Origin of the sequence: Streptomyces sp. PA03-6a (assembly GCF_033792765.1) — a bacterium.
Classification (GTDB): Bacteria; Actinomycetota; Actinomycetes; order Streptomycetales; family Streptomycetaceae; genus Actinacidiphila.
In genome coordinates this window covers 1-12,191 of sequence record NZ_JARAVK010000265.1, presented here as the reverse complement: position 1 = coordinate 12,191, position 12,191 = coordinate 1, and the positions used below count along the sequence as shown (strand labels likewise).

The 12,191-nt window shown below is 69.6% G+C and carries 13 protein-coding genes; 9 read left to right on the top strand and 4 right to left on the bottom strand.

Annotation, left to right across the window (positions count from 1 at the left end; genetic code table 11):
- Window positions 1-188: 188 nt before the first annotated feature.
- Window positions 189-860, bottom strand: a complete 672-nt coding sequence (locus tag PV350_RS38780) for a response regulator (RefSeq protein ID WP_499510942.1) — start codon at window positions 858-860, stop codon at window positions 189-191.
- 16 nt (window positions 861-876) lie between these two features.
- Window positions 877-1,728 carry a RecB family exonuclease gene (locus PV350_RS38775; RefSeq protein ID WP_500330680.1) on the bottom strand — a complete coding sequence of 284 codons (852 nt, stop codon included), beginning with the start codon at window positions 1,726-1,728 and terminating at the stop codon, window positions 877-879.
- Window positions 1,729-1,825: 97 nt separating this feature from the next.
- Between PV350_RS38775 and PV350_RS38770 the strand changes: the two genes are divergently transcribed.
- From PV350_RS38770 to PV350_RS38760, 3 genes are all read left to right on the top strand, one after another.
- On the top strand, window positions 1,826-3,058 hold the full coding sequence (locus PV350_RS38770; RefSeq protein WP_499510940.1) for a site-2 protease family protein: 1,233 nt from the start codon (window positions 1,826-1,828) through the stop codon (window positions 3,056-3,058).
- Between the two features lie 426 nt (window positions 3,059-3,484).
- Entirely contained in the window at window positions 3,485-4,393 is a 909-nt protein-coding gene (locus PV350_RS38765) for a tRNA (adenine-N1)-methyltransferase (protein WP_500338141.1), read from the top strand.
- Between the two features lie 162 nt (window positions 4,394-4,555).
- Entirely contained in the window at window positions 4,556-5,143 is a 588-nt protein-coding gene (locus PV350_RS38760) for a hypothetical protein (RefSeq protein ID WP_499510938.1), read from the top strand.
- A 4-nt stretch (window positions 5,144-5,147) separates the two neighbouring features.
- On the opposite strand, the gene PV350_RS38755 is transcribed toward PV350_RS38760, so the two are convergent.
- Window positions 5,148-5,438, bottom strand: a complete 291-nt coding sequence (locus tag PV350_RS38755; RefSeq protein ID WP_450386264.1) for a ferredoxin — start codon at window positions 5,436-5,438, stop codon at window positions 5,148-5,150.
- A 240-nt stretch (window positions 5,439-5,678) separates the two neighbouring features.
- Between PV350_RS38755 and arc the strand changes: the two genes are divergently transcribed.
- From arc to prcA, 6 genes are all read left to right on the top strand, one after another.
- Complete coding sequence (gene arc / locus PV350_RS38750) at window positions 5,679-7,445, top strand: proteasome ATPase (protein ID WP_499510937.1); 1,767 nt, start codon at window positions 5,679-5,681, stop codon at window positions 7,443-7,445.
- Window positions 7,446-7,652: 207 nt separating this feature from the next.
- Entirely contained in the window at window positions 7,653-9,164 is a 1,512-nt protein-coding gene (gene dop, locus PV350_RS38745; RefSeq protein WP_499510936.1) for a depupylase/deamidase Dop, read from the top strand.
- 136 nt (window positions 9,165-9,300) lie between these two features.
- The gene (locus PV350_RS38740; protein WP_089229052.1) at window positions 9,301-9,519 is read left to right on the top strand and encodes a ubiquitin-like protein Pup; all 219 of its coding nucleotides are present in this window, start codon (window positions 9,301-9,303) and stop codon (window positions 9,517-9,519) included.
- Window positions 9,520-9,525: 6 nt separating this feature from the next.
- On the top strand, window positions 9,526-10,170 hold the full coding sequence (locus tag PV350_RS38735; protein WP_499510935.1) for an endonuclease VII domain-containing protein: 645 nt from the start codon (window positions 9,526-9,528) through the stop codon (window positions 10,168-10,170).
- Window positions 10,122-10,967 carry a proteasome subunit beta gene (gene prcB / locus PV350_RS38730; RefSeq protein ID WP_500338139.1) on the top strand — a complete coding sequence of 282 codons (846 nt, stop codon included), beginning with the start codon at window positions 10,122-10,124 and terminating at the stop codon, window positions 10,965-10,967. Before PV350_RS38735 ends, prcB begins: the two co-directional genes overlap by 49 nt.
- 50 nt (window positions 10,968-11,017) lie before the next feature.
- Window positions 11,018-11,824 carry a proteasome subunit alpha gene (gene prcA / locus PV350_RS38725; RefSeq protein WP_499510933.1) on the top strand — a complete coding sequence of 269 codons (807 nt, stop codon included), beginning with the start codon at window positions 11,018-11,020 and terminating at the stop codon, window positions 11,822-11,824.
- 62 nt (window positions 11,825-11,886) lie between these two features.
- Here the strand turns inward: prcA and PV350_RS38720 are convergent.
- Window positions 11,887-12,191, bottom strand: a 305-nt coding sequence (locus tag PV350_RS38720) for a substrate-binding domain-containing protein (protein ID WP_500338137.1), incomplete at its 5' end; no start/stop codon positions are given.

Here is a 12,191-nt window from a genome sequence, read left to right as displayed (position 1 = left end):
GCAGGGCAAGCAGTACGTGGTGTCCAAGGACAACATCAACGGCCTGGAGTGGACCCTCGACCCGTCCACCATCTTCCGCTTCTGGGAGATCCAGAAGGGCGCCTCGACCTCCTAGCCGCCGCCCGGCCCGGGCTGCCCGGCATGGACCACCCGGCCCGGACCACGACGCGACGAACGCCCCGGGGACGCTACTGCGCCCCGGGGCGCACCAGTCCGCTCTCGTACGCGTACACCGCCGCCTGCACCCGGTCGCGCAGCGCCAGCTTCGTCAGCACATGCCCCACGTGGGTCTTGACCGTCGTCTCGCTCACGAATAGCTCCGCGGCGATCTCCGCGTTCGACAGGCCCCGCGCCACCAGCTTCAGCACCTCGACCTCCCGTTCGGTGAGGGTGTGCAGCGCCTGCGGCACCGGCTCCTCACCCGACGGCAGCCGCCCCGCGTACTTGTCCAGCAGACGCCGCGTGATGCTCGGCGCGAGCATCGCCTCACCCGCCGCGACCACCCGGATCGCCTGCACCAGCTCGTGCGCCGGAGCGTCCTTCAGCAGGAAGCCGCTCGCCCCCGCACGCAGCGCCTCCACCACGTACTCGTCCAGATCGAACGTGGTCAGCACCAGCACCTTCGCCGGACCGTCCCGGCCCGGCCCGGTGATCTGCCGGGTCGCCTCCACCCCGTCCATCCGCGGCATGCGGATGTCCATCAGCACCACGTCGGGCTGCAGCACCCGCACCTGCTCCAGGGCCTGCTGGCCGTCCCCCGCCTCGCCGACCACCGCCAGGTCGCCCTCGGCCTCCAGGATCATCCGGAAGCCCGTACGCAGCAGCGGCTGGTCGTCCACCAACAGGACGCGAATAGCCACAAGATCTCCTTCGCCCTCAGGACTCCCCATTCTTCCCCACCACGGGCAGCGGATACGGTGGGGGAGTCCCCCCGAAAGAGGGGCACACCGCCCGGTGGTCGCACCAGTCGCACAACCGGCTCGGCCGCGGCCGCCAGTCACCCGACTCCGTGGCCCGCGTGATCGCCTCCCACAGGGCCTCCAGCTTCCGGCCCACCGCCCGCAGCTCACCCTCCGACGGGTCGTACGTCAGCACCTCGCCGCTGCCCAGGTAGACCAACTGCAGCCGGCGCGGCACCACGCCCCGCAGCCGCCACAGCACCAACGCGTAGAACTTCATCTGGAACAGCGCCTCGTCCGCGTACTCGGGGCGCGGCGCCCGGCCGGTCTTGTAGTCCACCACCCGCAGGTCGCCCGAGGCCGCCGCGACGTCCAGCCGGTCCACGTAACCGCGCAGCGTCAGCCCCGACTCCAGCTCCGTCTCCACGTACAGCTCGCGCTCGGCCGGCTCCAGCCGAGTCGGGTCCTCCAGCGAGAACCACCGCTCGACCAGCCGCGCCGCCTCCTCCAGCCACTCCGCCAGCCCCTGCCCGTCCGCCGCGGCGAACAGCTCCGACAGCTCCGGACGCTCCTCCAGCAACCGCTGCCACTGCCCCGGCACCATCGCCCGGGCCCGGTCCGCCGTCCGCTCCGCCGCCGGCACGTCGAAGAGGCGCTCCAGCACCGCGTGCACCACCGTGCCCCGCGTCGCGGCCTGGCTCGGCTTCTCCGGCAGCTTGTCGATCACCCGCAGCCGGTACAGCAGCGGACACCGCATGAAGTCGGCGGCGCGCGACGGCGACAAGGAGGACGGCGGCCTCGGAGGAACGGCTTCGGTGCTGGTGCCCATGGCAGGACCCTACGGGGTGGCGCCGACAGCCGGTGTCGGGTCCCCGCAACCGGGCAATACCATCGACGTCGGAGCGTCAGCGACACGAGGGGAACCAGTGAGCGAGAGCCAGCAGCCGCCGCCGGGCGGCGAGAGGACTCCCGGACCCGACGACGGGCCCGCCAAACGTCCCCCGGGACCCGGCGGCGGCATCCTCATGGGCCGCTTCTTCGGCGTGCCCGTCTACGTCGCACCCAGCTGGTTCCTCGTCGCGGCCCTCATCACCTGGGTGTTCGGCGGACAGCTCGACCGCGTCCTGCCCGAGCTCGGCGGCGCCCGCTACCTCGTCTCGCTCTTCTTCGCGGTCGCCTTCTACGCCTCCGTGCTCGTCCACGAACTCGCCCACACCGTCGCCGCCCTCCGCTTCGACCTGCCCGTGCGCCGCATCCAGCTGCAGTTCTTCGGCGGCGTCTCCGAGATCGAGAAGGAGTCCGAGACCCCCGGGCGCGAATTCGTCCTCGCCTTCGTCGGCCCGCTGCTCTCCCTCGTCCTCGCCGGGGTCTTCTACCTCGGCATGTACGGCGTCGACCCCGACACCGTCCCGGGCGTCCTCCTCGCCGGACTCATGATCAGCAACCTGCTCGTGGCCGTCTTCAACCTGCTGCCCGGCCTGCCCCTGGACGGCGGCCGGATGCTCCGTGCCGTCATCTGGAAGATCAGCGGCAAAGCCATGACCGGCACCGTCGCCGCCGCCTGGACCGGCCGCGCCCTGGCCATCGCCGTCCTCGTCGGCCTGCCCCTGCTCTCGTACGCCGGCGGCATGAGCGACGGCGGCGACGGCGCCACCGGCTTCGACTCCCTCACCGACGCCCTGCTCGCGGCCATCCTCGCCGCCATCATCTGGACCGGCGCGGGCAACAGCCTGCGCATGGCGCGGCTCCGCGAGCACCTGCCCGAACTCCAGGCCCGCTCGCTCACCCGGCGCGCCCTGCCGGTCTCCTCCGACACCCCGCTGTCCGAGGCCCTGCGCCGGGCCAACGAGGCCGGCGCCCGCGCCCTCGTCGTCGTCGACGGCCAGGGCACCCCCACCGCGGTCGTCCGCGAGGCCGCCATCGTCGGCGTCCCCGAACACCGACGCCCCTGGGTCGCCGTCTCCGGCCTCGCCCAGGACCTCAAACCCGGCATGAAGGTCTCCGCGGAACTCGCCGGCGAGGACCTCCTGGACACCCTGCGTGCCACCCCGGCCACGGAGTACCTCGTCATCGAGAACTCCGGCGAGGTCTACGGCGTCCTGTCCACCGCCGACGTCGAAAAAGCCTTCCTCGCCGCCATGGCCCGGCCTTCTTCTTAGGGCTCGTTCGCCTCCGGGGCGCTCAAGACGGTGTCGACAGTCGACCGTGCTCGGTCACTCGTTCCTCGCGACCTCCGCGCGCTCTCCCTTTCGACACCGTCCGCGCCCCTTTGGCTCACTCGCCGAGACAGTCCATCGATGTGCTGCTCCGGAGCAACCCGCAGGGGCGGCTGCCTCGGCCCATCGCGCCCGGTCGGTGCCCACTCGTGCCCTGGCGAGTGAGCCGAAGGGGCGCGCGCCTGTCGAAAGGGTGGGGGCACCGCCCGGCGGTAGCCGGGGGAGCGCGGAGGCTCCGAGGAACGAGGAGCCGAGTACGGTCGACCGTCGACAGGCGCAGAGGGCGCCCCGGAGGCGAACCGAGCCTCAAAAAGGGGAGCGCCCCGGAGGCGAACCGAGCCCCAAAAAAACACCGGTAGGCTTGTCCGCATGTCCGAACCGACCGGTGCCGCCCGCCGACGCGGGCCCTTCAAGGTCGGGGACCAGGTCCAGCTCACCGATCCCAAGGGACGCCACTACACGTTCACGCTCGAGGCCGGGAAGAACTTCCACACCCACAAGGGTTCCTTCCCCCACGACGAGCTGATCGGTGCCCCCGAGGGCAGTGTGGTCCGAACCACGGGAAACGTCGCCTACCTCGCGCTGCGCCCCCTGCTCCCCGACTACGTCCTGTCCATGCCCCGCGGCGCCGCCGTGGTCTACCCCAAGGACGCGGGGCAGATCCTGTCGATGGCCGACATCTTCCCCGGCGCACGCGTCGTGGAGGCAGGCGTCGGCTCCGGCTCGCTCAGCATGTTCCTGCTGCGCGCCGTCGGCGACCAGGGGATGCTGCACTCCTACGAGCGCCGCGCCGACTTCGCCGAGATCGCCAACCAGAACGTCGAACGGTACTTCGGCGGCCCGCACCCCGCGTGGCAGCTCACCGTGGGCGACCTCCAGGACAACCTCAGCGACGCCGACGTCGACCGGGTCATCCTCGACATGCTCGCCCCCTGGGAGTGCCTGGAGGCCGTCTCCAAGGCGCTGGTCCCCGGCGGCATCCTCTGCGCCTACGTGGCCACCACCACCCAGCTCGCCCGCACCGTCGAGGCGATCCGCGAGCACGGCACGTTCAACGAGCCGTCCGCCTGGGAGACCATGGTCCGCACCTGGCACATCGAGGGCCTGGCCGTGCGCCCCGACCACCGCATGATCGGGCACACCGGCTTCCTGCTCACCGCCCGCCGTCTCGCCGACGGTGTTGAGCCCCCCATGCGGCGCAGGCGCCCCGCGCCCGGCGCGTACGGCGAGGACTACACCGGCCCGGGCGGCGGCAAGCCGGCCACCGGCGGAGCGTAACCACCCGACCCCGAAGCGCCGTCGCCGGCAAGACCGGCGGCGGCGCTTCGTCACACCCCCGTGGACATCTCCCGAAACACGGGCCCCGGTCGTACCAACTGACTGTGACCTGTGGCACCATGCTGGCCACCCCGCTCGACCAACTCCACAGGAGACAGGCGCGTGCAGCCATCCGCAGGGCCGGCCCTTCCGCACACCCGAGCCCGTTCGGTGCACTGGATCACCACCGCCGCGGTGATCGCCGCCGTCATAGGCAGCGCCGCGCTCGTGCAGCCCGCAGGCGCCTCCACGGGCAGGCCCGCCGCGGACGCCAGGAGCGGCAAGCCCGCGACCGCCGCCGTGGCGCCCCCGGACCCCCGTGCCGCGCACTTCCCCCTGGAATGCGCCGGGGCGCCCGTGGACGTCGTGGACCAGGCGTCGGGAGACCTCGACGGGGACGGCCGCCCCGAGACCGTCGCCGTCGTCCGTTGCCACTCCGAGACCGGCACCCCGCCCAGTGGCCTGTACGTGCTGTCGGCGGACCCCGCCGCCGGCGCCGCCCCGCGCATCGTCGAGACCCTCGTCGATCCCGAGGAGCAGCGCAGCTTCAAGGACCTGAAGATCGACGGCCGCACCGTGCGGGCCACCGTGCTCGGCTACTCCACCGACGACGTGCCCCGTTGCTGCCCCGACCAGATGCGCGACTACAGCTGGGAATGGAGGTCCGGGACCTACTACGAGATCCCCGGGCCGCTCGCCAACAGCGTGTGACAGATCACTCCGCGTCGGGTCCGTACAGTTCTACACTGTCCGAAACCCGACGCACATGAATACAGTCGCCAGGGCAGTCCCTGGCCGAATCCACCACATCGGTCAACAACGGCAGAGGAACCGGGACCGTCGCCCCGGGTGCCTGACGGAGTTCGTCGTCGTCGCCCTTGACGTAGGCGAGCCCGTCGATGTCCAGCTCGAAGACCTCGGGCGCGTACTGCACACAGATGCCGTCCCCGGTGCACAGGTCCTGATCGATCCAGACCTCAAGCGCCTCGACGACTTCCTCGCTCACCGCTACCTCGCCTGCCGTTCATCGTTCGGGAAGGGACAGCCCTTGACGGGCGTTGACCGGACCGACGATACAACCGGCCGCTTTCGGATGGTGATGGCTGGGTATCTCCCTGGCGGGAGGACGTGCGCAAGGGTGAAGATCGGACACACCCAGGACGTCTTTGTGATCTAGGGGTTTCAACCCCTACTGGCCCAGGTAGGGTCTGGAAGCGTCCAGCTCCCCTTGGAGGAGGTGAGGACCGTGGCGGCCCACGACGACGACATCAACCGTGGCGGCCGACCCGCTCGTGGATCGGAAGACCCCATGAGCCAGGTCGCCTTTCTTGAGCAGGAGATCGCCGTCCTGCGACGTAAGCTCGCCGACTCTCCGCGGCACACGAGGATTCTCGAGGAGCGGATCGTCGAGCTGCAGACCAACCTGGCAGGCGTGTCCGCTCAGAACGAGCGGCTGGCCAACACCCTCCGAGAGGCCCGCGACCAGATCGTGGCCCTCAAGGAAGAGGTGGACCGGCTCGCACAGCCCCCTGCCGGATTCGGTGTGTTCCTGCAGGCGAACGACGACGAGACGGCCGACATCTTCACCGGCGGCCGCAAGCTGCGGGTGAACGTCAGCCCGTCCGTCGAACTGGACGACCTCCGGCGCGGCCAGGAAGTCATGCTCAACGAGGCGCTCAACGTGGTCGAGGCCATGGAGTTCGAGCGCATCGGAGACATCGTCACCCTCAAGGAGATCCTCGAGGACGGCGAGCGGGCCCTGGTCATCGGGCACACGGACGAGGAGCGGGTGGTGCGGCTCGCCGAGCCGCTGCTGGACGGCACCCTCCGCGCCGGCGACGCGCTGCTGCTCGAACCGCGCTCCGGGTACGTCTACGAGCGGGTCCCCAAGAGCGAGGTCGAAGAGCTCGTCCTCGAAGAGGTCCCCGACATCGACTACCGCCAGATCGGCGGCCTCAGCAACCAGATCGAGCAGATCCGCGACGCCGTCGAACTGCCCTACCTGCACGCCGAGCTGTTCAAGGAGTACGAGCTCCGCCCGCCCAAGGGCGTGCTCCTCTACGGCCCGCCCGGCTGCGGCAAGACGCTCATCGCCAAGGCCGTCGCCAACTCCCTTGCCAAGAAGGTCGCCGAAGTCACCGGGCAGCCCCAGGGCAAGAGCTACTTCCTGAACATCAAGGGCCCCGAGCTGCTCAACAAGTACGTCGGCGAGACCGAGCGGCAGATCCGGCTGGTCTTCCAGCGCGCACGCGAGAAGGCCAGCGAGGGCACCCCCGTCATCGTCTTCTTCGACGAGATGGAATCCCTCTTCCGGACCCGCGGCTCCGGCGTCAGCTCGGACGTGGAGAACACCATCGTCCCCCAGCTGCTCGCCGAGATCGACGGCGTCGAGGGCCTGGAGAACGTCATCGTCATCGGCGCCTCCAACCGCGAGGACATGATCGACCCCGCGATCCTGCGGCCCGGCCGCCTGGACGTGAAGATCAAGATCGAGCGGCCGGACGCCGAGGCGGCCAAGGACATCTTCTCCAAGTACCTGGTGACGACCCTCCCGCTGCACGGCGAGGACCTCTCCGAGCACGGCGGCTCGCCCGGGGCCACCGTCGAGGCAATGATCCAGTCCGTGGTCGAGCGGATGTACTCCGAGTCCGAGGAGAACCGCTTCCTGGAGGTCACCTACGCCAACGGTGACAAGGAAGTCCTCTACTTCAAGGACTTCAACTCCGGCGCCATGATCCAGAACATCGTGGACCGGGCCAAGAAGATGGCGATCAAGGCCTTCCTCGACCACAACCAGCGGGGCCTGCGCGTCTCCCACCTGCTCGCCGCCTGCGTGGACGAGTTCAAGGAGAACGAGGACCTGCCCAACACCACCAACCCGGATGACTGGGCCCGCATCTCCGGAAAGAAGGGCGAGCGGATCGTCTTCATCCGCACCCTCGTCACCGGCAAGCAGGGCGCCGACACCGGTCGCTCCATCGACACCGTCGCCAACACGGGCCAGTACCTGTAACACGCGACCACCCTCCGGCTGCGGGTGCCCACGCAGGGGCACCCGCAGCCGGAGCATTTCACCCCGGCACCACCCAGGAAAGCGCGTAATGATCTCCCCACCACCGCCATCGCGTTCTAGGCTCAGCGGTACCGCACGAGGGCCAATTGCGAAGCGGTACTTGAGCGACCGGCCCAGCACGGGCCGCAGCCGGGCAAGGAGGGCCGCATGACCGTACGGCGAGTAATGGGCATCGAGACGGAGTACGGGATCTCCGTTCCGGGCCACCCGAACGCCAATGCCATGCTCACCTCGTCCCAGGTCGTCAACGCCTACGCGGCGGCGATGCACCGGGCGCGCCGCGCCCGCTGGGACTTCGAGGAGGAGAACCCACTGCGGGACGCCCGCGGCTTCGACCTCGCCCGAGAAGCCGCGGACACCAGCCAGCTCACCGACGAGGACATCGGCCTGGCCAATGTCATCCTCACCAACGGAGCCCGGCTCTACGTCGACCACGCCCACCCCGAGTACAGCGCCCCGGAAGTCACCAACCCCCGCGACGCCGTCCTGTGGGACAAGGCCGGCGAGCGCATCATGGCCGAAGCCGCCGAGCGCGCCGCCCAGCTCCCGGGCGCCCAGCCCATCCACCTGTACAAGAACAACACCGACAACAAGGGCGCGTCCTACGGCACCCACGAGAACTACCTGATGAAGCGGGAGACCCCCTTCTCGGACATCGTGCGCCACCTCACGCCCTTCTTCGTCTGCCGCCAGGTCGTCACCGGAGCCGGCCGCGTCGGAATCGGCCAGGACGGCCACGAGCACGGCTTCCAGATCAGCCAGCGCGCCGACTACTTCGAGGTCGAGGTGGGCCTGGAGACCACCCTCAAACGGCCCATCATCAACACCCGCGACGAGCCGCACGCCGACGCCGAGAAGTACCGCCGACTGCACGTGATCATCGGCGACGCGAACCTGTCGGAGATCTCCACCTACCTCAAACTCGGCACCACCGCCCTGGTGCTGTCGATGATCGAGGACGGCTTCATCAACGTCGACCTCGCCGTCGACCAGCCCGTCCGCACCCTCCACCAGGTCAGCCACGACCCCACGCTGCGCCGCCTGATCACCCTGCGCAGCGGCCGGACGCTCACCGCCGTCCAGCTCCAGATGGAGTACTGCGAACTCGCCCGCAAGTACGTGGAGGACCGCTTCGGCACCGACGCCGACGACCAGACCAAGGACGTCCTCGGCCGGTGGGAGGACGTGCTCAACCGGCTCGAGGGCGACCCCATGAGCCTCGCCGGCGAACTGGACTGGATCGCCAAGCGTGAGCTCCTCGAGGGCTACCGGCGCCGCGACTCCCTGGGCTGGGACGCCGCGCGGCTCCACCTCGTCGACCTCCAGTACGCCGACGTGCGCCCCGAGAAGGGCCTCTACAACCGCCTGGAGGCCCGCGGCCGCATCCAGCGGCTGGTGACCGAGGACGAGGTCGTCCGGGCCATGAGCAAGCCCCCGGAGGACACCCGCGCCTACTTCCGCGGCCGCTGCCTGGAGCAGTACGCGGACGACGTCGCGGCGGCCTCCTGGGACTCCGTGATCTTCGACCTCCCCGGCCGGGACTCGCTGCAGCGCGTCCCCACCCTGGAGCCGCTGCGGGGCACCCGCAACCACGTCAAGGAGCTGCTGGACCGCTGTCGCACCGCGGAGGAGCTGGTGCGGATCCTGTCGGGCGGCTGAGCAGGGCTGAAATCCGTCCGAACCGGGAATCATCGGGGTGGCCCCCGGACGTTGGGCAATACCGGGGGCCGAAGTCAGACCCTCCTTGTAGGGTCTGATCTTGTAGGACATGGACACCGAGCGGGGTGAGGGACACATGGCTACCAAGGACACCGGCGGCGGGCAGCAGAAGGCCACGCGTTCGACCGAGGAGGTCGAGGAGACCGCGCAGGACGCGCAGGCCGCCTCCGACCTCAAGGAGCGGCAGGAGAAGCTGTCGGACGACGTGGACTCCGTGCTGGACGAGATCGATGACGTCCTCGAGGAGAACGCGGAGGATTTCGTACGTTCGTTCGTACAGAAGGGCGGAGAGTAGATCAACTTGGACGCGCCGGAAAAGCAGTGCCGCGACTGCGGCCAGGTCAAAGCGGCATCGGAATTCTGGCGGTCCAAGTCTTCGCCCGACGGACTGGCGTACTACTGCAGACCGTGCGCGAGCCGGCGCAACGCGGAGTCGGCGCGGCGGCGCGCAGAACGGGAGGGGCGTACGATGCGCCCCTCCCGTGGTCCGCGTGAATGCCTGCCCGAGGGTTACCGGCGTTGCCCGGACTGTGAGCAGGTTCTGCCGCTCATGGCATTCCCCCGCAACAGGAGCGCGAAGTCCGGCTTCGCCAGCTACTGCAAACCCTGTCAGAACACGAGATCCCGGGAGTCCAGGGACCGGCTGCATGGTGGGAGCCGTCACTACCACCTGAAGCGCCGGTACGGCCTCGGGGCCGAAGAAGTCGAAGCAAAGATCAAGGAGCAGTTCGGCATCTGTCCGATCTGCCTAACTCCCGGCCCTCAGCATGTGGATCACGATCACCTCACGGGTAAGGTGCGATCAGTGCTCTGCTTCAACTGCAACGGCGGTCTGGGGCAGTTTAAGGACAACCCAGAACTGCTGCGCCGCGCAGCGGACTACGTGGAAGGAAACGTGTGGAAGCCAACACTCGTAGCACCGGGCGTCTACCAGCTGCCTTCCTGACGCCTGGCTCGTCCTCGTTCGTGGACTTCCTGGGGGCGCACGCGCCGGGGATGCTCCCGGGCAACCGCACCCTGCCCGCCGTGAAGGGGGCCGTGGAGCTGCCGCACGGCACGACGATCGTGGCGGCGGCCTTCCCCGGCGGCGTGGTGCTCGCCGGTGACCGGCGGGCCACGATGGGCAACGTCATCGCCCAGCGGGACATCGAGAAGGTGTTCCCGGCCGACGAGTACTCGGCGGTCGGCATCGCGGGCACGGCGGGCCTGGCGGTGGAGATGGTCAAGCTGTTCCAGCTGGAGCTGGAGCACTACGAGAAGATCGAGGGCGCCACGCTCTCCCTGGAGGGCAAGGCGAACCGCCTGTCGACCATGATCCGGGGGAACCTGGGGATGGCGTTGCAGGGGCTGGCGGTGGTGCCGCTGTTCGCCGGCTACGACACGGACCGTGAGAAGGGGCGGATCTTCTCGTACGACGTGACGGGTGGCCGTTCGGAGGAGCACGGTTTCGCGGCGACGGGTTCGGGTTCGGTGTTCGCGCGGGGCTCGATGAAGAAGCTGTACAAGCCGGATCTCACGGAGTCGCAGACGGCGACGCTGGTGATCCAGGCGCTGTACGACGCGGCGGACGACGATTCGGCGACCGGTGGCCCGGATCTGGGGCGGCGGATCTTCCCGATCGTCACGGTCATCACCGACGAGGGCTTCCGCAAGCTGACCGAGGCCGAGACGTCGGAGATCGTCCGGACCGTCCACGAGCGGCGGCTGGAGCTGCCGGACGGCCCGCGGGCCGGGCTGCTCTGACCTGGTCGTCCGAGATGCACTCGCTACTGACAGAAAGGGACGGATAGCCGGTGTCGACGCCGTTCTATGTCTCACCCCAGCAGGCCATGGCCGACCGTGCCGAGTTCGCCCGCAAGGGCATCGCGCGCGGGCGCAGCGTCGTCGTGCTGCAGTACACCGACGGCATCGTCTTCATCGCCGAGAACCCGTCCCGTGCCCTGCACAAGGTCAGTGAGATCTACGACCGGATCGCCTTCGCGGCGGTGGGGAAGTACAACGAGTTCGAGAACCTGCGGATCGGTGGTGTGCGCTACGCCGACCTGCGGGGTTACACCTACGACCGGGACGACGTGACCGCGCGCGGCCTGGCGAACGTGTACGCGCAGACGCTGGGCACGATCTTCTCGAGCGTGGGGGAGAAGCCCTACGAGGTGGAGCTGATCGTCGCGGAGGTGGGCGCGGACCCCTCCGAGGACCAGATCTACCGGTTGCCGCACGACGGTTCGATCGTCGACGAGCACGGTGCGGTGGCGGTCGGTGGCAACTCGGACCAGATCGGCAGTTACCTGGACCAGCGGCACCGTGACGGCATGACGCTGGCGGAGGCGCTGAAGCTGGCGGTGGAGTCGCTGAGCCGGGACAACAACGGCAGTGACCGGCAGCTCACGGCGGAGCAGCTGGAGGTCGCGGTGCTGGACCGTACGCGGCCGCAGCAGCGCAAGTTCAAGCGGATCCTGGGCCGGCAGTTGTCGCGGTTGCTGGAGGGGGAGGGGGCGGCGCCGTCGGTGGAGAAGGCGGAGAAGCCGGAGAAGCCCGCTCCGCCTGCGGCTCCGGTGGAGGGGGACGACGACCTTCCGGAGTTGGACGAGGACGTGTGACGGGTTCCGGCCCTTCGCCGACGCCCCGGCCCGCCTGTGCGGTGGCCGGGGCGTCGGTCGTTTCAGGGGTGGCGTGGTGGGGCGGTGGAGCCGCGGACGACGAGCCGGACCGGGAGTTCGGTGCCGGTGGCGGGGTGGTCGGCGAGGGTGTCGAGGAGTGCGGTCATGCCTCCGGCGCCGACGGCGTCGGCGGGGAGGGTGACGGTGGTGAGTTCGGGTTCGACGGCGGTGGCGAGGGCGGAGTCGTCGTAGCCGGTGACGGAGACGTCGTGGGGGACGCGTAGTCCGTGGCGGCGCAGTGCCTTGCAGGCGCCGACGGCGAGGACGTCGTCGTCGCAGATGAGGGCGGTGGGGGGTGGGCCGGGCC